Here is a 19,737-nt window from a genome sequence, read left to right as displayed (position 1 = left end):
CATGAGCCGCTATCGCCCGCCCCGTTCCGCCGGAACTCCATTGATCACCCCGGAAGGCGAGGCCCGCCTGCGTGAAGAGCTGCATGACCTATGGCATGTACGCAGGCCGAAGGTCACCCAGGCCGTCAGCGAGGCCGCCGCCCAGGGTGACCGCTCGGAAAACGCCGAATACACCTATGGCAAGAAGATGCTGCGCGAGATCGACAGCCGCGTTCGCTTTCTTACCAAGCGCCTGGAAAATCTCAAGGTGGTGCGCGAGCGACCTGCCGATCCCGGCAAGGTCTATTTCGGCGCCTGGGTAACCCTGGAAGACGACGACGGCGAACAGACTCGCTACCGCATCGTTGGCCCGGATGAACTCGACTTGAAGCAAGGCCTGATCAGTATCGACTCACCGCTTGCCCGCGCCCTGCTCGGCAAGGCGCTGGACGTAGAGGTGCGGGTCAACACGCCCACCGGCGAGAAAACCTGGTTCCTGGTAGAAATCGAGTACACCTGACCCCGTTCAGCTACGGGTAATCAAACCCTGGCGTGCAACGCGCACAAGCTCACCCACGACGGCGGGAAGGTCCTCGGCTGCCGGAGCCTGGATCACTGCAAGATCGAAGCTGTTGCTGGCAAAGCGCGCCAGGGACTCCCCTTCGCGGGCAAACTGGATGAGGAAATTGCGTGGACCGCCCCAACGCTTGGGCCAGCCTTCGAGATAACGCAGCAGCGTCGGCTGGTGAGCACCGCCGAGCAGAATGCGAGGATTGCGCTGGATCAGCCCAGTGGTGATGGGTGCCAAGCGAATCAGGGGTTGGGGACAGGTCATGGTGTCATGTCTCCGCCTCGTACGGGTCCCGCTGGGCAGCGGTGAGAGGCGACACCGAACCAGCGTTTTAGCGGTATTTCGATGTCGTGAAGACTTCGGCGCCCCGCAAGTAGCTGACTAAATCGGCGCATGGGGCGACATCCTAGAGAAGCCCGCACAATACTGTCAAGGCAGCCACCCAGAGTCGGAGCCGCCCATGACTACCCCGCCCCTACGCCTTTTCTTCGCCCTCCCCCTTTCCCCCGAACTGGCGGCGCAGATCGTCACCTGGCGCAGTCAATACCCGCATGCCGGCAAGCCCGTGGCAGAAAGCAACCTACACATGACGCTGAGCTTTCTTGGCGCACAACCGCGCGGCCAGGTCCCGGTTCTCGAGGCCATTGCGGCAAGCCTGCGGCCACAGGCGTTCACTCTCTGCCTGGATCGCCTGGCCCGCTGGAAGAACGGCCTCCTCTACCTGGCCCCTAGCCAGCTACCGACTGAACTCACCGAACTGGAGCACCGCCTCAAGGAATCACTGCTCGCAGCCGGGTTCACTCTGGAAAGCCGGGCTTTCCGCCCGCACCTCACGCTTTTCCGGCACTGCCATTCACTGCCAGCAATCCCACCCCCAACCTTCGATTGGCCGATCAGCGAATTCACCCTGTTCGCCTCGGAAAACACCGCAAAAGGCACCCATTACAAAGCGCTCGGACGCTGGCCGTTATTGCCGATCACCACAACCTGACGTTTCGCCCCGTAACAGTGAACTGGCTGCCATCTTTCAGTGAACGGTTGTTAACATCCTGAAAACCGCCGCGATAGAGCGGCACAGGCCAATATCTTGAAAGTGGCACGCTTCCTGCCCTCGGCACTGCTTGCAGCGCACGCCCTGAAATGGCGGTGCAACCGCCCGCCAGGCCCTATATGGACAACAGCCGAGAGAGCACATGAACAAGAACAAGACACTGATCGCCCTCAGCCTTGCAGCCGGACTCGCCGCCTCCGAACAGACCCACGCCTTCTGGTTCGGCTCCAGCGGCTATACCCAGACCAAGTATCCGGTAGTGCTGACCCACGGCATGCTCGGCTTCGATAGCATCCTCGGCGTCGATTACTGGTACGGCATTCCCTCGGCCCTGCGGCAGGACGGCGCCAGCGTCTACGTGACCGAGGTAAGCCAGCTGAACACCTCCGAGGCGCGCGGAGAGGAGCTGCTGCAACAGGTCGAGGAAATCGTCGCGATCAGCGGCAAAGCAAAGGTCAATCTCATCGGCCACAGCCACGGTGGCCCAACCATTCGCTACGTGGCTGCCGTACGTCCAGACCTGGTAGCCTCGGTAACCAGCGTCGGCTCGCCGCACAAAGGCTCGGCCACCGCCGACTTCATCCGCCAGGTCCCGCCCGGCTCTGCTGGAGAGGCGTTGCTGGCGGGAATCGTCAATGGCCTGGGCGCGTTGATCAACTTCCTTTCAGGCAGTGACAGCGAACTGGAGCAGAACGCCCTGGGCTCGCTGGAATCGCTCAACAGCCAGGGCGCGGCGGCGTTCAACGACAGCTTCCCCCAAGGTGTCCCGACCAGCGCTTGCGGTGAGGGCGCCTATCAGGTCAACGGGGTGCGTTATTACTCCTGGAGTGGTACCAGCCCGCTGACCAATGCCTTGGATGTCAGCGACCTCTTGCTGGGTGCCTCATCGCTCCCCTTCAACGGCGAAGCCAACGATGGACTGGTGGGCCGCTGCAGCTCCCATCTGGGCAAGGTCATCCGCGACGACTACCGGATGAACCACCTTGACGAAGTCAACCAGACTCTAGGCCTCACGAGCCTGTTCGAAACAGACCCGGTCAGCGTCTACCGCCAGCACGCCAACCGACTGAAGAACGACGGGCTCTGAACCCCCTAGCGGGGCCGAATGGTCCCGCCCCCTGCGTGCCGAGCAATCCCAGTGAAGAATTATCTGTTGCTGCTTCCCATTGCCCTAGCCACCAGCCTGGCGGTGTACCTGCAGTCTGACGCCCAGGGCACCAACGTGCCGGAGCCGAAAGCTGCCCCAGCACTCCCATTTCCCGCCGCTGCCTTGCCCCTCCCCTCTACGCATTCAGCAGCGGCGTATGCGCCACAAACACCGCCCAAGTCACTCCCCGCTTCATTCACGGGCACTCAGGTGGATGGTGGTTTCCGCCTCGATGGCGCCGGCAACCTGCAGGTAGACGAGGAGGTTCGTCGCCTATTCGACTATTTCCTCAGCGCCATGGGCGCAGAGCCGCTTGCCACTAGTGTCGAGCGCCTGCGCAGCTATATCGCCGACACTCTGGAACTGCCCGCGGAAGGTCAAGCCTTGGACCTGTTGGGCCAATACCTGGTGTACAAGCGCGAATTGGTACAACTGGAGCGCGACCTTCCGCAACAAGCAGGTCTCGACATGCTTCACCAACGCGAATCGGCCGTACAGGCCCTGCGCGCTCGGATTTTCAGTGCGGAAGTGCACGAGGCATTCTTCGCCAGCGAGGAGGCCTACAACACCTTTACCCTGCAACGCTTGGCCGTCCAACGAAATGGCGAAATCGGCGATGAGGCCAAAGCGGCGGCAATCGATCAGCTACGCAGCAACCTGCCCGAGGAGTTGCAGGCCGTCGCGCTCACGCAACTGCATACCGAACTGCGGACCGAGACCGCCAAGCTACAGGCATCTGGAGGCACGCCCGCGCAAATTCGGCAGATGCGCCAGCAACTGGTAGGCCTCGAGGCCACTACCCGCCTCGAGGCCCTCGACGATCAACGCCGGCACTGGCAGGCCCGGCTACAGGAATATCTCGCGGAGAAGGCCCGCATCAGAAGCAATGAGGGCTTGGGCGCGGGGGACAAGGCCAGAGCGATCAAGCAACTGGAGGCTGATCGCTTCACTCCGCAAGAACGGTTGCGACTGCGGGCGGCGAGCGAACCGGCCACCTCGAACAAGTAGCAACTGAAATGCAAAAGGCCCACATACGTGGGCCTGGTGACGGGAACGAGCAGAATCAGCTTGAAAGGTTGCGATCCAGAGAGAGCTTGCCGGCACCTTCGATCAGCAAGGTTGCACTGATCAGCCCCAGAATCATCGCGTACTCGTAACCGCCGTTGGTGATGAAGAAACCGCTGGCCCAGTGGACGCTGAAGATAGCCACGACCATCGCGACGACCAGCGCTGCAGCAGCCGGCCGAACCAGCAAGCCGACAACCAGGGCCAATCCGCCAAAGAACTCGGCGCTGCCGGCCATGAGCGCCATCAGGTAACCAGGCGTCAGGCCAATGGTCTCCATCCATTGCCCTGTGCCCGCCAAGCCGTAGCCACCGAACATCCCGAACAACTTCTGCGAACCGTGGGCAGCGAAGGTGAGGCCCGTGATGATGCGCAGCAGGGTAATGCCGTAGCCGGCGTTAGTAGAAAGTACGGCTTTGATCGTGTTGCTCATCGTGTGTTCCTTTGATGTGGGAGTCGATAGGCAACAGCTTAGTAGATTATTTCGATATTAAAATCACAAAATTCGCAAAACTATTATCGAACAATTTGATTAGTTCTTCGAAGAACCGCGGCTTTTGGCGGGTTCCAATAGATAACGTTCGCGCTCATAAGCCAGGTAGTACTTGTTCACGCTGTTCACGTAACTCACGACGCCCATACCCACCTGCTCGGCCGCGACTCGCTCGACCTGGAAGAACCACTGGTTGGGGTTCAGTCCCCGCCGCCGCGCTTCTGCGCGCATCCCCTGGACGCGCTGCGGCCCCAGGTTATAGGCCGCCAGGATGAAGGCCATGCGCTCCCGCTCATTGAGCTGCGCACTGGAGAAGAAACTGCGTCGCAGCATGGCCAGGTACTTCGCCGAAGCCTGGACATTGTTGTCCAGCTTCTGAATGTTGCCGACACCAACGCTACGCGCTGCACCCGGCGTGATCTGCATCAGCCCGGTGGCCCCACTGGCGCCCCGCGCGCCGGGGTTCAGGCTGGACTCCTTGAATGCGAGCGCCGCCAGATTCAACCAATCGAAACGATGCTGCTCGGCGTAACGCTGTAACACCGGCCGCACGCGCTCCAGTCGCTGGCGCTCGCTGCGAGCCAGCGGGTTATGCACCTTGTACAGGCGTCGATAAACGCGCTGGAAAGCCGCGTCCTGATCGTCAGGTACCCGATAGGACGCTAGGAAACGATCGACTCTGGCACGCAACATGGGGGCATCACGTCGGACGAACCAAGTCATGTCACCTTGCTGGTCCAGCACCAGGTGCTTTTCCAGGCGCAGCTTCGGCATCACCTTGGCCCAGCGTTCGGCAATGGGTTGCTCCACTGCCGTAACGGGTAATATCCCCGCCTGCACCATCTCCAGCACATCCTCGACCGCCAGGCTCGGGTCCACCCATTCGACCATGATCGGCGCCAGCCTGCGCTCAGCCAATTTGCGGTTCACCAGGCGCAGTGGCTCCGCCGCCGCGCTCCCCGCCGGCAACGCAATGCTACGGCCAGCAAGCTGCTCCAGGCGCAGATAGCGGCGATTGCCCTGTCGGCTGACCAAGACCATCGGCACATCCTTGCGCAGCGGCACACTGGCGCTGACACCGCCGATGCCGCGCGCGCTGAGCAGCTCACCGGGCACCACCAGGTCACCCTCTCCGCGCTGCAACGCTCCAAGCAATTGGTCTTTGGCCAGAGGAATGATCTTGAGCCGGATTTCACGCCCGTCGCGGGCGTTGCGGTTGAGGTACTGTTCGAACGCACGAATCCGGTGATATTCGACGCCAATGGGCTCCCCCTTGACCTCACCCGAACTGTTGCGGCTTTGGTTCACCAGCACCGTCAGTACGCCGCTCCTGCGTACCTGCGCCAGGTCGCGCGTCGCTACCGGCTTCTGCCAGGCTTCCGGCGGGCCAGCCAGGCGTGCGAGAGCCGGTAGCGGCGCCAGTGCCAGCAGGCAAAGCAGGAACAGCAGCGTTCGCGTCATCGGGTCTCCAGGGCCGGAACGGGATTTCAGTGCTCACCCAGGCCTGCCTTGGCGGGTCGCCACTGGATGACTACGGCATGCGTGGGGTGCGGAGAGTGTCACAGCAGCACACCTGACGCCAGTCAAGAGGACGTATCGACTTCAACATACGGCGCTAAGTTCCTGTAATTGATGGCTTTATTGATTTATTTCGAGCTTTGGTATGCTGCCCTGTCGCAACCCGAGGTAGCACCATGCAACTCATCGACATTGGCGTCAATCTGACCCACCCCAGCTTTGCCTCCGAACCGAAAGGCGTCATGGAGCGCGCGCAAGCCGCTGGCGTATGCCAAATGGTACTCACCGGCACCAGCCTGGAGGACAGCGAACTGGCCCTACTGCTGGCCACCGATCTGGACGACAGCGGCCAGCGGCTGTTCTGCACGGCAGGTGTACACCCCCATGAGGCCAGCAACTGGGATGGTGAGAGCCACCAACAATTGCGCGCCCTGCTGGGCGAGGCACGGGTTCGCGCCGTTGGTGAATGCGGATTGGACTTCAATCGCGATTTCTCACCCCGCCCGCTTCAGGAAAAAGCGCTTGAGGAGCAACTGGCGCTGGCCTGCGAACTGGGCAAACCAGTATTCCTGCACGAACGCGATGCGGATGAACGCCTGCTGGCTATCGTGCGCGAGTTCCGCGACCGGCTGCCCGCAGCCGTTGTGCATTGCTTCACCGGCGAGAAGCGCGCCCTTTACGGCTACCTGGACCTGGACCTGCATATCGGCATCACCGGCTGGATCTGCGACGAACGCCGTGGCACGCATCTGCACGCCTTGGTCCGCGACATCCCCCGGGGCCGCCTGATGCTCGAAAGCGACGCACCCTACCTGCTGCCACGCAGCCTGCGTCCCAAGCCCAAGAACGGCCGCAACGAGCCGGCCTACCTACTCGAGGTACTGCGAGAAGTAGCCCTGCATCGTGACGAAACCCAGGAGGACTTGGCCCAGCACAGCACAGACTGTGCCCGCGCCTTCTTCGGCCTGCCGGTCCTTGCCTGTACGAGCAATTCGGAAGCCCGTTGATTCGGATCAAATCCCGTGAGAAGCGGCCGCAGGAAAATGCTGGCATATTGCCAACCACTGACCGACCGAGACTCGAAAAAGTACATCATGGCCACCTGGATTCGCGATCTTTCCCTGAAATACAAGTTCTGGGCCGTCAACGCGGTGGCCTTCCTCATCGTCCTCCTGCTAGTGCTTCATGCGCTTCATCTGGAACAGCAAGCCCGCGTGGATTCTGCCCGGGCCTCGGCCGAGGCCCAAGCACGACTGCTTGAAGACTGGCCCGCTGAGCAGCCCCTGCCGAAATCCCCGCAGTTGAAGCAATTCAGCTCAGGGGCCGTGCCACAGCTGCCGGGCCAACAGGGGCTGCTCCTCACTTACGCCAAAGGTTGGGTAGATCTCGAACACGACGGGCTGCTGGGTAACGACGCACTGGTCGGGGCCGCAGTCATCGAACTCGCTGGCGGGCAGCGTGTGGCTGTGCTGGCCCATGCCCCGAGCCTGCTGCAAGTGCTGGGGATGCGCAGCTTCGATTACGCGGTGACGGTCTTCATCTTGATGATGGCCCTGCTAGCCGCCTCGCAACTGCTGATTCGCTTCCTTCTCAGCCACCTCAACACGCTCAAGGCCGTCATGCTCCACGTCGAACGCAGTGGCGACCTGTCGGCCCGTGTGCCGCTCGACAGCCGCGATGAGGTCGGCCAGATGGCCAATGCTTTCAACTCCATGCAGGCTGGTTACCAACGCGTGGTGATTACAGTGGCCCAGGCCATCGCCCGCCTTGACGAGGGCGCTGCGCGCCTCGCCGGCAGCATGGACGACGTTCGCCACGGCATGCTGGGCCAGCAGAGTGAGACCGACCAGGCAGCCACCGCCATCAATGAGATGTCCGCCACCGTCCACCACATCGCCCAGCACGCGGCGGACACCCGCGATCAGTCGCAGAGCGCCGATCAGCTTGCCGGCGAAGGTCAGCAGGTCGTCGAGCGCGTAGAGAAGTCCATCGCTGACCTATCCAGCGGCGTCCAGCAGACCGCGGAGATGATTCAGCGCCTTGCCGAGGACAGCCACAGGATCAGCGGGGTGGTCAACGTCATCCACGGCATCGCCGAGCAAACCAATCTGCTGGCCCTGAACGCGGCCATCGAGGCAGCGCGGGCCGGCGATATGGGCCGAGGCTTCGCAGTGGTTGCCGACGAAGTACGCAATCTGGCCAGGCGCGTACAAGACTCCACGGACGAGATCACCAACATGATCGGCGCACTCCAGGCCGGTACGCGCGATGCGGTCGAATTCATGCAGGAAAGCTCGATGAAGGCCGACGACTGCGTCAAGGCGGCCCATGATGCCGGCGCAGCATTGGCCGCCATTACCTGCGCTGTTGCGCAGATGCGCGAGAGCAATACTCAGATCGCAGTGGCGGCTGAACAACAGAGCCAGGTGGCAGAGGAAATGACTCGCGCAGTGGTCGGAATCCGCGATGTCACCGAGCTGACGGTCAGCCAGACGGTTGAATCCGCAGCCACCAGCTCGGAACTGGCCGGGCTGGCGAGCGAATTGTCACAGGCCATCCACCAGCTCAAGCTGTAGATCCCAGCCCTATTTGCATTCTGGGCAAATCCATTCGCCGGCCTGCAAGGGCCGGTCTAACCTCCTTGCATGAACCCAAGGAGCGCATCATGGGCAAACGCCTTCCCAACCTGCATGCCTGGCAGTGGCGCACCTACGCCGACAACCACAAGCATCCAACCAACCTCCTGCTGCATGTGCTGGCAGTACCTTTGTTCGTCGTCGCCGCACTGACTCTGGTCTACGGCTTGTTCAGCTTCAGTTTCCGCCCCCTGGTGCTGGGGTTGATAGGCATTGCCGCCTCCCTGGTGTTGCAAGCCCAAGGGCACAAGCTGGAGGCGGTAGCGCCCGAGCCGTTTGCCAGTCGCAAGGACGCTATCAGCCGTCTGCTGGTGGAGCAATTCATCACCTTCCCGCGTTTTGTCCTGAGTGGAAAGTGGTGGCGCAACTGGCGCAAGCGGCATTAGGTTCTGTACGAAAAGTCGTCGAGCGAAGGTCAGGCAAGGCGAAATTACCCGAAGAAGCGGAATTTACGTGTTGTAAATGAGCATTCTGAGGGCGAATTCAACGCAGCATCACCGATGCGCAGGCACTTTGCGTACAGAGCCTAGGCACGAACAGCGTCAGCCGAACGCAACAACGGTCTGCCGGCTCAACGCCACCAACTCGCCTGCGGGGGTCCACAGGGCCGCTGCAGCGTGGCCATAGCCATCGCGCGCGTGCTCGACGCGAGCCCGATACTTGCACCAGTCATGGGTATCCAGTTGTGGCACAGGCTGCACGAATTCGATGGTCCAAGTCAGCGTGCTGCCAGGCGCCGGGGCGCTCAACTGTGGCATGGTTGCTGGAGGCCAGGCATCGACCAGAGCCAGCAGATGCACCTCGGTAACCAGTTCGCGCTCCACGTCGCCACGAAAACGTACCCAGCCGCCCATATCGCGCTCGCGACTACCGGTAAAGGGCATGCCACCTACCCCCCAACGCATCGCCAGGTGACGGGTGAATTCCGGCATCACGCCCGGAATGAAAGGCAGCTCCTGACACGCCTCCGGCCCCTTCATCTCTGGAGCAGGCTCGGCCTCGACGTTGATGCTGGAGGCCCGTGAGGCGCCAAAGCTGCCCTGCACCAATGCGACGACCTGGCCCTTCTGCACGACTCGGGCAAACATCTGGCTGACCGCCTTGCCCTCACGCAGTACCTCGGCCTCGAAACTGGCTGGGACCTCGGGCGCCAGCGGTCCGACGAAGCTGATCGCCAACGAACGCACCGGTCGACCGGCGTGCACCTTGGTGCGCATGGCCTCATAGGCCAGCGCCGCAACCATGCCGCCAAAGACAGCTCGTCCCTGGCCCCAACTGGCCGGCACCACCACCCCATTCGGATTGTCGCGAACCGCTTGGATCAACTCGGAAAAAATCATCTCGCATCCCTAAAGATTCAACGCCCAAGCCCGCGATCTTAGGCGATCGCACCTGTCGCTCGAAAGCGACCGGACAGGACTACAGGGACAACCAGGGAGGGAGAAATGCCAGGACATCGCCCAAACTGATGGGGTGAGTTCTCAGCGCAAGCTGGCCAGCAGCTTGTCCAGCACCCTATCCGAGCGCACCTCAGCCGCGTGCAGCGCCACCTGCCACGCCCGAACCTGCGGCCGCAGCTCAGCCTCCTGCTCGGCCCGCCGCAACCACTGCGTACGGTCATGCCAGACGCCAAGTGCGACCTGCGCACCGATCAGCAGGCGCAAGGTCCTGGGTGAGGCCTGGCACATGGCCGGATAAGCTTCCACTTCCTGGCGCACGCGCTCGATCAACTGACGAAGGCGATCACGATCGTGACTGGAGGCTTTGAGTGAACGACACAAGCTCCTCCAGTCTCGCGCCAACCTGCGTTCCATTCGCTTGTGCAGCCTTGCCAGCACGCCTTCGCGCTCCGACACGCGCATCAAGCGCGGCCAGGCATCGAGCACCAGGAACAATCGATCCATTCCTGGCGCCTGCAAAAGCTGCGCATAACCTGCCTCGAGTGCATTGCGACGCGCCTTCGCCAGGTGAAAAAGCCCCTGCTGTTCCAGTTCAGCCAGCAGCAGCTCCTGGTCACGCAGCGGACCACTGAGCGACCCGACGGCCGTCACGGCTTCGTCCAGCACGTCCGCCACGGGCAGGCCGCGCAGGGGACGCATCAGCCCGCGCAATCGCTGCAGGGCCACACGCAAGTCACTCAAGGCGGCCCCATCGGTACGCGCGCCCAGTCGAGCAACACAGGCATGCAGGCGGATGTCGAGTCGCAAGACCTGGGCGATCAGGTCATCCAGTAGATTGGCCATTATCAGGCTCTCCAAGGGCTTCCCTCAGCTTAGGGCAAGCGAAAAAAAACGTGACTCATCGCGGGCGGCGCAGGCGCCAAGGCAGGGCCCGGCGCACTGCCCGCAGCAGGCGCTGCGTGTCGGCGGTCGGACGGCCGGCATATTGGCAGGCCTCGAAGGCATCGAGGAAGGCGTGAATCTCCCGGGCTTGCTGCGGCAATGCGAGGCACGCGCGCTCAGCGTATGCACGGGGCCCCTCTCCCGGGCTGCGCTGAACGCCTTGCTGCGCCAGTATGCGTTCGAAGTGCTGGAACAAACGTACTTGAGGATCCTGCTCACGCCGCCACGGGCGGAACAGAAATAGCCCCACGGTGGCCAGAATCAAGGCCGCAGCCGCAACCAGCGAAACACCGAGGAGTTGGTAATCGATCGTTCCGAACCAGCGCCGGAACAGATTGCCCTGTGCTTCGCCCTGATAACCCAGCACCCAGCGCTGCCAACCGTAGTTGAGATTGTCCCAGGTGAGGCGGACCTGGTTCAGCCAGGCCAATTGACGATAACGCAGCGGCGACAGAGGCGACCCCTCGAGGAAACTCTCCTCGCTGGCCACAGCCTCCTCCAAGCCCAGCTCGATGCGATTCGGCGCCACCTGGAAGGTCGGATCGACGCTGACCCAGCCTCGCCCTGGCGCCCAGTACTCGACCCACGCGTGGGCGTCGAACTGATGCACCAGCACGTAGTTGCCGGCCGGGTTCAACTCGCCACCCTGATAGCCCGCCACCACCCGTGCAGGGATGCCTGCCGCACGCAGGATGAAGGTCATGGCTCCGGCGTAGTGGGCGCAGAAGCCTCGACGACTGTCGAACAGGAAGGCGTCGATGCTATCGCTTCCCAAGGTCGGTGGCCGCAGGGTGTAAACATAGGATTGGCTACGGAAATGTTCGAGTACGGCGCCGACCAACTGTGCGGTATCCGTATAGCGTTGCTTCAACTCACGAGCCCAGGCGCGGGTCCGTGGATCGCCTTGTTTGGGCAGTTGCAGCGCGCGCCGCAATGCTGCCGAATCGCCCTGCGCCTCGCGCACGGCCTCTGGCCAGGAAGTGACCTGATAAAGCAGTGAGCGGTCGACCGGCCCCTGCCGCTCCAGCCGGAAATCGGACATCTGGCGGGTACCGGGCTCCACAGTCTGGCCAACGTCCAGCGCAAACAGCCAAGGCTTGCCGCTGGGCTGCATGACGATGCTGTAGCTCAGGGGAGCCCCGCGCTTTTCCCAGTGCGCGCCTATGGCATACCGAGTGGTCAACGCTTGTGACCAGCGCCTGCCATCGAAACGCTCCAGCGTCAGCGCTCGCCAATACAGCTGGTTGCTGGCGGGAACCGGCCCATCGAAGCTGGCCCGGAAGGCCAGCTCACCGGACTGGCTGAGCTCAGCGACGTCAGCAGGGCTCATGCTGTCGGACAAACCGGTGATGCCCTTGTCGCTCGGCATCGGCAATGACCACAACGGTCCCAACCGGGGGAAGAACAGGAACAGCAGGAGCATCAAGGGAACGGCTTGCAACAACAGGCTGCCAGCAACCGTCAGCGGCACCAGCGACCGCTCGGCATATCGGCTTTGCTGCAACCCCACCAAGGCCGCCAGCAGCGTGCTGAGCGGAAGGAGACTGTACAGCGCGGCCAGCATGCCGTCGTTGAACAGATAGGCAGTGACCTGGGTAAAGAACCCCAGCAGGATTAACACCAAGGCGTCTCGCTGGCTGCGCATTTCCACCAGCTTGAGGATGAACACTGCTACCAGCAGAACCACTGCCGCATCCAGCCCCATCAAGGTACCGCGGGAAAGCACCACGCCGGCGCCCACGCCAATGATCAGGGCTGCCTTGACCCAGGCATTGGGGAAGGTGACGCGCATGCGAAATATCTGCACGCGCCACGCGGCACAGCCCAGCCATAAGCCGATGATCCAGATCGGCAGATGTTGAAGATGCGGCAGGATCACCAGGACCTGGGCGACCAGCAACCAGGTCAGGCCGATCCGGGTCAGAGGCCGGGAGACGCTCACACCGAGCCCCCGAACAGCGCCAGCGCCCGCAGACAGGCGTCTCGGTGCGCTTCGCCGATATCCGGCTCGATGCATATGTTCCCCAGGTGCAATCCGAAGGGCTGGCCACGCGCTGAGAACTGCAACACCCAATGACAGAGCAACCCCAGGCGGTGCTCCAGGTCGCCGTCGACCCGCTCCAAGTCAAGCCACAGATCGCGACCTGCAAGGGTGGCAAAGTCCTTGACGAACAGGCCCTGCCCGCGCGAATAGGCCTTCCAGTGCAAGCGCCTGCGCGAATCGCCCGGCTGGTAGGCGCGCAGCCCTTGAAAGTCGTCAGAGCCGGCGCCCAGCACGTGAACCCCCTCCTCGCCGTCGCCGTCAGCGCCACCATCAGTCAGTGCCAGATCGCCCGGCACGGGCTGCGGGTAGACCAATAGGGTCTGGTCCAGGTCGATCCAGCTCCAGGCCACCAGCAGGCCCAGTGGGAAGCGGCTTTCGACCCGCAATCGCCCGGGGCGCAGCCAGCCTCGCCGTTGCGTCGGCAGGTGCAGCTCCACGTCGCAACCACCTTGGGCCGGTACGTCCTGCACCTGCAGGGGCGCAGGCAGCCACCCCAGCGCAATGGCCTGGTGGCTGCGCCCGGCACTTTCCAGGGTCACCCGAAAGTGGGCTTGCTCCCCCAGGAAGACCGGTGCACCGCCCGCCGCCTTCAGTGTCAGGCCGGTGAGATTACGAAAGGTATGCAGAATGGCGACCAGGAAAACGGCCAGCAACAGGAAAGTCAGCGCATAAGCCAGACTGTTCTGGTAGTTGATCGCCACCAGCAGCATCGGTGCCAGCGCCAGCCCAAAAGCCATGCCGGCACGAGTGGGAATGATGAAGATGCGTCGCTGGTTCAAACGCACCTGGCTGGCCCGTGGAATCCGCCTGGCCAACCAGCGGTCCCAGTGCGCATTGACCTGCCCTTCCAGCATCAAAGCGTCGGTACTTCGCGCAGCAACCATTGCACCAGGGCGCCGCCGCCATGGCCAGAGGGGTCGGCACGCTCGCGCAACCGATGGCCGGCCACGGCTGGCAGCACCGCCTGGACGTCCTCGGGGATGACGTAATCGCGCCCCGCCAGCAACGCCCAAGCCCTTGCCGCGGCAAGCAAGGCCAGGCTGGCTCGCGGTGACAGCCCCAAAGCGAAATGCGGCTGGCTGCGGGTGGCACCCACCAGGCGCAGCACATAATCCACCAAGGCATCACTGACCATCACCTTGCCCACATCAGCCTGGATCAATGCCAATTCGGCATGGTCGAGAATCGGCTCCAGGCGCGGCAGTACCGCCCGCCGCGACTCGCCCAGCAGCAGCGCCTTCTCCGCCGCCCTGGCGGGATAACCCAGCGACAGACGCATCAGGAAACGGTCCAGTTGCGACTCCGGCAGCGCAAATGTGCCGCCCTGGCTGGCCGGGTTCTGCGTAGCAATCACAAAAAAAGGATCCGGGAGAGGCCGGGTCGCACCTTCAATGGTCACCTGCCCTTCCTCCATCGCCTCGAGCAATGCGCTCTGACTTTTCGGGGTGGCTCGGTTGATTTCGTCGGCCAGCACCAGCTCGGCAAACACAGGCCCAGGGTGGAACACGAACTGGCCGCTATCCTTGTCGAACACGGAGGTGCCGAGAATATCGCCGGGCAACAGGTCGGAGGTGAACTGGATCCGCTGGAAACTCAGCCCCAGGACCCTTGCCAGAGCATGGCCGAGGGTGGTCTTGCCCATGCCTGGCAAGTCCTCGATGAGCAGGTGCCCACGAGCCAGCAAGCAGGTCAGCGCCAGGCGTACCTGTGCATCCTTGCCCAACAGCACCTGGTTCACCGCATTCAGGCAGGCATCCAGTTTCGCTCGCATTCTTCACTCCCCAATGCAATGCGCCGATGCTACTGGCTGCCCAGGCGATGGCAAAGCGCCCAGCAAACTTAACTCATAAAACTGTGGGACAAGTCTTACGAAAGCAGCAGAAACACCCCTAGGCACTGGGGGCTGTGCTAGCCGAGACTTCAGTCCGGGGGCCGACCACGAACTCACAAACGAAAATGCGCCGCCATGCCCTGCAGATCGTGCCCCAGGCGCGCCAGTTGCGTGCTGGACGATGCAGTCTCCTCCATGGCGCTGGCGGACTGGTCGGCGATGTCTCGGATGCTGGTAACGCTCCGATTGATCTCTTCGGCCACGGCGCTCTGCTGCTCGGCGGCTGCGGCGATCTGCTGATTCATCTGATGGATGAGCGTTACCGCCTCGGCAATGCCGGCCAGCGCGTCCTCCGTCAAGTTGGCGTCCTGCACTGTCATCTCTACCAAGCTGCCGCTCTGTTGCATATGAATGACCGAATTGCGCACACCCTCACGCAGGGTGGCGATCAGCCGCTCAATCTCTGCGGTGGATTGCTGCGTGCGCCGCGCCAGGGCCCGCACTTCGTCGGCCACCACCGCAAACCCGCGCCCCTGCTCACCGGCTCGGGCCGCTTCGATCGCGGCATTGAGCGCCAGCAGGTTGGTCTGCTCGGCCACGTTCTTGATCACGTCCAGCACCGTGCCGATGCTCTGCGTATCCTGGCTGAGCTGCTGGATGCTGCTGGTGGCTTCTTCCATGGCACGGGCAAGCTGGTTGACCCGATCAAGGGTCTGGCGCACCACCTGGCTGCCCGTATTGACCCGGCTGTCCGCCGACTCGGTTGAGGCCGCCGCCGCTTCGGCATTGCGTGCCACCTCCTGGACGGTCGCAGCCATCTGGCTCATGGCCGTGGCCACCTGGTCGGTTTCCTCTTTCTGGCCGTTGACGCCAATGCGAGTCTGCTCGGTGACTGCCGACAGCGCCTGGGCGGAGACGGACAACTGAGTGACACCACCCTGCAGACGCCCCACCATTTCACGCAGGTTGTTGGACATGCTTTGCATGGCAGCCATCAGTTGGCCGATCTCATCTCGCCGCTGCACCTCGATGCTGGCACTCAGGTCACCCTCGGCGATCTGCCGGGCAAGGCCAATCACGCGCTGCAAGGGCCTCACAATCAGGAGGGTGATGACTGCCGTAGCCGCCAGGCCTATCGCGAGGGCCAGGGCGGCAGCCATCAGGATCAGCATCGAACTGGCATCCTGCTGTGCCTGCATATCCGCCTTCTGCAGGGCATAAGCCTGATCGACCGCCTCGACGATACGTTTCGCCTGCTTCTCCAGCTGCGCGTATTCCTGGCGCTGCTTCTCAAGGGTCGCGGTGTATTCACGGAGACGTTCATTGAAGGAGTCGACGTTGCCAATCACTTCGGTCAGTACCGCAGCGTATCCTGGGTCCTGCATGGCATCGCGCAGTTCGGCGGCAAGTTTTTGCGCCTCCACCGCCTCCTGGATATCCGACGTGCCAGCCTCGCCCGAACTGCGGCTCTGCTCAAGGCGCAACCGCGCCTGGTTGAGCGCCTGCAATAGCAACTGATAAATGCGGCCAATCTGCCCACCCTGGGTCACCAGCGCCGCACCTTCGGCGCCCTGCGAGCTTTTCAGAAGGTCTACGCCATCCTCGTTCAAGCCAGTCTGCAAGACATCGAGGCTGTTGGAGGCACTGACCACCAGCCAGTTTGCGGCTTCCAGCGACAGTCGCAGGTTATCGGTCAGTTCCACGTAGCGGTCAAAGGCCCCGCGGTACTCGGCCATCGCCTGGCCCACCTCGCCCAAGGCCACGTGACTGGGACCTTCCAGGCGACCGCCCAGGGCTTCGCTGCGCGCAGCAATGGCATCGGCCTGCTGCTGCAGCGCCTCGGCAAACTGAGTGTCAGCACTCAAGGCGTAGTCTTTTTCCGTATGCCGAATGGTCAGCACATTGCTGCGGATCGCCCTCACGTCTTCCAGAAGACGTGCTCGTTCATCGACTGCGCGCAAGGCCGTAAAGCCAGTCCCTGCCACTACAAGAGTCAACGCCAGCACAACGCCGAACCCCAGCATCAACTTCTTGACCGTACTCAGGCTCGCCAGCCCTTGCTGCAAGACGTTCCACATGCCCCAACCTCCGTACGAGGTGACTACCCGACGAACACGACGTGCGATACGTCGACGTGGGACACCGCTACCCGGTCCCTTGAAGGCCGAACATTGGAGCAGCGCCATGCTGGCGACAAGCCACAACCTTGCCAGCCAGGCACCAGGTGCTGTTATTGACTACATGAAGGTCGCTTTTGGATCGTTTTCAGCTTTCCTTTCCGAAATGTCAGAACTGACCCAGGCCAACAATGGATTGGCCTGAAGTGAAGTAGGCTCTGTCCCCAGACATTGCCACGGAGGACACGATGAACGCGCCAATCCCAACGCCTTGGCACGCACAATCCGCTGATACCGCTCTGGAGAGGCTGGACAGCGGACCCGCTGGGCTGACGGACGAGGAAGCCCAGCGGCGCCTCGCCACCCACGGCCACAACCGCCTGCCGCAACGGCCCGGCGTAGGCCCGTTCAAGCGTTTCCTGATGCAGTTCCACAATCTGCTGATCTATGTCCTGCTGGCCTCGACCCTGGTCACCCTCGCCCTTGGCGAGTTGCTCGACAGCGCGGTGATCTTCGGCGTCGTGCTGATCAACGCCATCGTCGGCTTCATCCAGGAAGGCAAGGCCGAGCAGGCCATGCGGGCCATTCAGAAACTGCTCACCCTGGACAGCCGCGTGAAGCGCGATGGCGAAGTGCGCCAGATTCCTGCCGAGCACCTGGTACCCGGCGATCTGGTCCTGCTCGAAGCGGGCGACCGCGTACCCGCCGACCTACGCCTTGTGGAGACCCGTGACTTGCGCATCGAAGAGGCTGCGCTGACCGGCGAGTCCGTGCCCAGCGACAAGACCCGAGAAGCCGTCACTACGGATGCCTGCCTCGGCGACCGCCACAGCATGGCGTACTCCGGCACCCTGGTCAGTGCCGGCAGCGGTATTGGCGTCGTGGTGGAAACGGCGGGCGATACCGAGCTAGGCCGCATCAGTCATCTGCTCGGCAGCGTCGAACAGCTGCAAACCCCGCTGCTGGCTGACATGACGCGCTTCGCACGGCAACTCACACTGATCATTCTCGGCCTGGCCGCGGCCACTTTCGCCTTCGGGTACCTGCTGCGCGACTACAGCGCCAACGACATGCTGATGGCCGCCGTGGGATTGGCTGTGGCCGCGATTCCCGAAGGCTTGCCGGCAGTCCTGACCATCATCCTTGCCTTGGGCGTGCAGCGCATGGCCCGGCGCCAGTCGATCATCCGCCGTCTACCAGCCGTGGAAAGCCTGGGGGCGGTGACGGTGATCTGTTCCGACAAGACCGGAACCCTGACCCGTAATGAAATGACCGTACAGCGTGTATACACCGCCGCCCACCGCTACGACGTCGAAGGTGTTGGCTACGCCCCCCTGGGCGCGATCCGGCATGCCGACGGCCAAGCAGCGCAACAATGGCCCGACGACCTGAGCGAACTGGGCCGCGCAGGCTTGCTCGCCAACAGCGCCAGCCTTTGCGAGGTCGACAGCCAGTGGTGCATCACAGGCGACCCCACCGAGGCGGCCCTGCTCACCCTGGCCGGCAAACTTAGGCTAGACGGAGACCAGGAGACAGAGCTACTGCCCCGGCTCGATGCAATCCCCTTCAGCTCGGAACGACGCTATCTCGCCAGCCTGCACCGCGACAGCGATGGCAACGGACTGATCTACCTGGTCGGCGCCCCGGAACGTCTGCTGGACGTTTGCGACCAGCAATGGCGAGACGGGAGGGCCGAGCCGCTGGATCCGCGTGTCTGGGACGAAGTGCTCGAAGAAGGCGCCGCCTCAGGCCTGCGAATGATCGGCCTGGCTCGCCGCCAGAGCCCCAGCACCCACCATGATCTGGACCATGCGGACCTGGAGAGCGGTTTCGTGTTGCTTGGCCTGGTCGGCATGCTCGACCCCCCGCGAGAAGAAGCGATCCGGGCCATTGCCCAGTGCCACAGCGCCGGCATCAAGGTAAAGATGATCACCGGCGACCATGCTGCCACCGCTGCGGCGATTGCCGAGCGCCTCGGTCTCCCGGCCTGCACGCCGCTGACCGGCGCCGACCTGGATGAACTGAATGACAGCGAGCTCGACGCCCGCCTGGCCGAAACCAGTGTGTTTGCCCGCACCAGTCCAAGCCACAAGTTGCGCCTGGTGGAGCGCCTCCAGGCCTGCGGTGATCGGGTGGCCATGACCGGCGACGGCGTCAACGACTCCCCCGCCCTCAAGCGCGCCGACATCGGTATCGCCATGGGCATCAAAGGCACAGAAGCGGCGAAGGAGGCCTCGCAAATGGTGTTGGCCGACGACAACTTCGCCACCATTGCCCATGCCGTAGAAGAAGGTCGGACCGTCTACGACAACCTGCGCAAGTCGATCCTCTTCATCCTGCCCACCAACGGCGCCCAGGCATTCGTCTTGCTCACGGCGATCCTCCTGGGACTGACGCTGCCCATCACGCCGCTGCAGATACTCTGGGTGAACATGATCACCGCCGTTACCCTGGCCCTGGCCTTGGCATTCGAACCGGCGGAGGACGACCTCATGCAGCGCCCGCCTCGCGACCCGAAGGCGCCTCTGCTCTCGGCCGAGCTGCTCTGGTTGATCCTCCTGGTATCCGTCCTGCTGACCCTGGCCAGCCTCGGCTTGTTCATCTACACGCAGCAACTGGGGTGGAGTATGGAGGCCAGCCGCACGCTGGCGGTCAACGCCTTAGTGTTCGGAGAAATCGGCTACCTGTTCAGCAGCCGCCGCGTGAACAGCCCTGCCCATTTCAGCGTGCGCGATAACCCCATGGTCTGGGGCATGGTCGCGTTGATGGTGGTTTTGCAGTTGGCCTTCACCTACGTGCCAGCGTTCCAGACGCTGTTTGGAACCGCTGACCAGAGCGTTCTGGGTTGGGGCTGGTGCCTGGCCACAGCCGTGGCGACTTGTGCCGTGGTGGAAGTCGACAAGCTGTGGCGCCGTCACCTCGCCCGCCGTTGAGAGGCCGTCG

General features: G+C 62.9%; 18 protein-coding genes. 9 read left to right on the top strand and 9 right to left on the bottom strand.

All coding sequences use genetic code 11. The features are described 5' to 3' along the window. Position 1 precedes the first annotated feature (1 nt). Positions 2 to 499 carry a transcription elongation factor GreB gene (gene greB / locus J7302_RS01780; RefSeq protein WP_215369514.1) on the top strand — a complete coding sequence of 166 codons (498 nt, stop codon included), beginning with the start codon at positions 2 to 4 and terminating at the stop codon, positions 497 to 499. A 6-nt stretch (positions 500 to 505) separates the two neighbouring features. Here greB and J7302_RS01775 read toward each other — a convergent pair whose 3' ends face one another. After that, on the bottom strand, positions 506 to 814 hold the full coding sequence (locus J7302_RS01775; RefSeq protein ID WP_215369512.1) for a class I SAM-dependent methyltransferase: 309 nt from the start codon (positions 812 to 814) through the stop codon (positions 506 to 508). Positions 815 to 1,010: 196 nt separating this feature from the next. Between J7302_RS01775 and thpR the strand changes: the two genes are divergently transcribed. The 3 genes from thpR to J7302_RS01760 all read left to right on the top strand — a co-directional run bounded on the left by thpR (position 1,011) and on the right by J7302_RS01760 (position 3,756). Then, positions 1,011 to 1,541: an RNA 2',3'-cyclic phosphodiesterase gene (gene thpR, locus J7302_RS01770; RefSeq protein ID WP_215369510.1), complete on the top strand. Its 531-nt coding sequence runs from the start codon at positions 1,011 to 1,013 to the stop codon at positions 1,539 to 1,541. 202 nt (positions 1,542 to 1,743) lie between these two features. Next, positions 1,744 to 2,688: a triacylglycerol lipase gene (locus J7302_RS01765; protein WP_215369508.1), complete on the top strand. Its 945-nt coding sequence runs from the start codon at positions 1,744 to 1,746 to the stop codon at positions 2,686 to 2,688. A 51-nt stretch (positions 2,689 to 2,739) separates the two neighbouring features. After that, on the top strand, positions 2,740 to 3,756 hold the full coding sequence (locus tag J7302_RS01760; protein WP_349814417.1) for a lipase secretion chaperone: 1,017 nt from the start codon (positions 2,740 to 2,742) through the stop codon (positions 3,754 to 3,756). A gap of 55 nt (positions 3,757 to 3,811) precedes the next feature. Here the strand turns inward: J7302_RS01760 and J7302_RS01755 are convergent, their stop codons facing one another. Beyond that, entirely contained in the window at positions 3,812 to 4,246 is a 435-nt protein-coding gene (locus tag J7302_RS01755) for a DoxX family protein (RefSeq protein ID WP_215369503.1), read from the bottom strand. 99 nt (positions 4,247 to 4,345) lie between these two features. Further along, positions 4,346 to 5,767 carry an MltF family protein gene (locus tag J7302_RS01750; RefSeq protein ID WP_215369500.1) on the bottom strand — a complete coding sequence of 474 codons (1,422 nt, stop codon included), beginning with the start codon at positions 5,765 to 5,767 and terminating at the stop codon, positions 4,346 to 4,348. A gap of 233 nt (positions 5,768 to 6,000) precedes the next feature. On the opposite strand from J7302_RS01750, the gene J7302_RS01745 reads away from it, so the two are divergent. From J7302_RS01745 to J7302_RS01735, 3 genes are all read left to right on the top strand, one after another. Beyond that, entirely contained in the window at positions 6,001 to 6,831 is an 831-nt protein-coding gene (locus J7302_RS01745) for a TatD family hydrolase (RefSeq protein WP_215369498.1), read from the top strand. Between the two features lie 87 nt (positions 6,832 to 6,918). Next, on the top strand, positions 6,919 to 8,400 hold the full coding sequence (locus tag J7302_RS01740) for a methyl-accepting chemotaxis protein (protein WP_215369496.1): 1,482 nt from the start codon (positions 6,919 to 6,921) through the stop codon (positions 8,398 to 8,400). A gap of 89 nt (positions 8,401 to 8,489) precedes the next feature. Next, positions 8,490 to 8,846 carry a DUF962 domain-containing protein gene (locus J7302_RS01735; protein WP_215369494.1) on the top strand — a complete coding sequence of 119 codons (357 nt, stop codon included), beginning with the start codon at positions 8,490 to 8,492 and terminating at the stop codon, positions 8,844 to 8,846. A gap of 156 nt (positions 8,847 to 9,002) precedes the next feature. On the opposite strand, the gene J7302_RS01730 is transcribed toward J7302_RS01735, so the two are convergent. The 6 genes from J7302_RS01730 to J7302_RS01705 form a co-directional block, all read right to left on the bottom strand. Then, positions 9,003 to 9,800 (bottom strand): acyl-CoA thioesterase, encoded by a 798-nt coding sequence (locus J7302_RS01730; RefSeq protein WP_215369492.1) that lies wholly within the window; start codon positions 9,798 to 9,800, stop codon positions 9,003 to 9,005. A gap of 141 nt (positions 9,801 to 9,941) precedes the next feature. Next, positions 9,942 to 10,703 (bottom strand): CHAD domain-containing protein, encoded by a 762-nt coding sequence (locus J7302_RS01725; RefSeq protein ID WP_215369490.1) that lies wholly within the window; start codon positions 10,701 to 10,703, stop codon positions 9,942 to 9,944. A 55-nt stretch (positions 10,704 to 10,758) separates the two neighbouring features. Next, positions 10,759 to 12,744: a transglutaminase TgpA family protein gene (locus J7302_RS01720; RefSeq protein WP_349814416.1), complete on the bottom strand. Its 1,986-nt coding sequence runs from the start codon at positions 12,742 to 12,744 to the stop codon at positions 10,759 to 10,761. After that, the gene (locus tag J7302_RS01715; protein WP_215369486.1) at positions 12,741 to 13,700 is read right to left on the bottom strand and encodes a DUF58 domain-containing protein; all 960 of its coding nucleotides are present in this window, start codon (positions 13,698 to 13,700) and stop codon (positions 12,741 to 12,743) included. Before J7302_RS01715 ends, J7302_RS01720 begins: the two co-directional genes overlap by 4 nt. Next, positions 13,700 to 14,617 (bottom strand): AAA family ATPase, encoded by a 918-nt coding sequence (locus J7302_RS01710; RefSeq protein ID WP_215369484.1) that lies wholly within the window; start codon positions 14,615 to 14,617, stop codon positions 13,700 to 13,702. The genes J7302_RS01715 and J7302_RS01710 overlap by 1 nt, the downstream gene beginning before the upstream one ends. Before the next feature lie 173 nt (positions 14,618 to 14,790). Continuing rightward, positions 14,791 to 16,755: a HAMP domain-containing methyl-accepting chemotaxis protein gene (locus J7302_RS01705; RefSeq protein WP_215369482.1), complete on the bottom strand. Its 1,965-nt coding sequence runs from the start codon at positions 16,753 to 16,755 to the stop codon at positions 14,791 to 14,793. 106 nt (positions 16,756 to 16,861) lie between these two features. Between J7302_RS01705 and J7302_RS01700 the strand changes: the two genes are divergently transcribed. Next, complete coding sequence (locus tag J7302_RS01700; RefSeq protein WP_215369479.1) at positions 16,862 to 16,999, top strand: hypothetical protein; 138 nt, start codon at positions 16,862 to 16,864, stop codon at positions 16,997 to 16,999. A gap of 43 nt (positions 17,000 to 17,042) precedes the next feature. Next, positions 17,043 to 19,727 carry a cation-transporting P-type ATPase gene (locus J7302_RS01695; protein ID WP_215369477.1) on the top strand — a complete coding sequence of 895 codons (2,685 nt, stop codon included), beginning with the start codon at positions 17,043 to 17,045 and terminating at the stop codon, positions 19,725 to 19,727. Positions 19,728 to 19,737 lie beyond the last annotated feature (10 nt).

The sequence above is a fragment of the Metapseudomonas boanensis genome, from assembly GCF_018704125.1.
GTDB lineage: Bacteria > Pseudomonadota > Gammaproteobacteria > Pseudomonadales > Pseudomonadaceae > Metapseudomonas > Metapseudomonas boanensis.
Note: the sequence above shows the minus strand (reverse complement) of the source record. Positions and strands in the feature narration are given on the sequence as shown.

Excerpts from the sequence above, each read along its gene's own strand:
- greB (WP_215369514.1), top strand. The coding sequence starts at position 2 with ATGAGCCGCTATCGCCCGCCCCGTTCCGCCGGAACTCCATTGATCACC.
- J7302_RS01775 (WP_215369512.1), bottom strand. The coding sequence starts at position 814 with ATGACCTGTCCCCAACCCCTGATTCGCTTGGCACCCATCACCACTGGG.
- thpR (WP_215369510.1), top strand. The coding sequence starts at position 1,011 with ATGACTACCCCGCCCCTACGCCTTTTCTTCGCCCTCCCCCTTTCCCCC.
- J7302_RS01765 (WP_215369508.1), top strand. The coding sequence starts at position 1,744 with ATGAACAAGAACAAGACACTGATCGCCCTCAGCCTTGCAGCCGGACTC.
- J7302_RS01755 (WP_215369503.1), bottom strand. The coding sequence starts at position 4,246 with ATGAGCAACACGATCAAAGCCGTACTTTCTACTAACGCCGGCTACGGC.
- J7302_RS01750 (WP_215369500.1), bottom strand. The coding sequence starts at position 5,767 with ATGACGCGAACGCTGCTGTTCCTGCTTTGCCTGCTGGCACTGGCGCCG.
- J7302_RS01745 (WP_215369498.1), top strand. The coding sequence starts at position 6,001 with ATGCAACTCATCGACATTGGCGTCAATCTGACCCACCCCAGCTTTGCC.
- J7302_RS01740 (WP_215369496.1), top strand. The coding sequence starts at position 6,919 with ATGGCCACCTGGATTCGCGATCTTTCCCTGAAATACAAGTTCTGGGCC.
- J7302_RS01735 (WP_215369494.1), top strand. The coding sequence starts at position 8,490 with ATGGGCAAACGCCTTCCCAACCTGCATGCCTGGCAGTGGCGCACCTAC.
- J7302_RS01730 (WP_215369492.1), bottom strand. The coding sequence starts at position 9,800 with ATGATTTTTTCCGAGTTGATCCAAGCGGTTCGCGACAATCCGAATGGG.
- J7302_RS01725 (WP_215369490.1), bottom strand. The coding sequence starts at position 10,703 with ATGGCCAATCTACTGGATGACCTGATCGCCCAGGTCTTGCGACTCGAC.
- J7302_RS01715 (WP_215369486.1), bottom strand. The coding sequence starts at position 13,700 with ATGCTGGAAGGGCAGGTCAATGCGCACTGGGACCGCTGGTTGGCCAGG.
- J7302_RS01710 (WP_215369484.1), bottom strand. The coding sequence starts at position 14,617 with ATGCGAGCGAAACTGGATGCCTGCCTGAATGCGGTGAACCAGGTGCTG.
- J7302_RS01705 (WP_215369482.1), bottom strand. The coding sequence starts at position 16,755 with ATGTGGAACGTCTTGCAGCAAGGGCTGGCGAGCCTGAGTACGGTCAAG.
- J7302_RS01700 (WP_215369479.1), top strand. The coding sequence starts at position 16,862 with ATGCTGGCGACAAGCCACAACCTTGCCAGCCAGGCACCAGGTGCTGTT.
- J7302_RS01695 (WP_215369477.1), top strand. The coding sequence starts at position 17,043 with ATGAACGCGCCAATCCCAACGCCTTGGCACGCACAATCCGCTGATACC.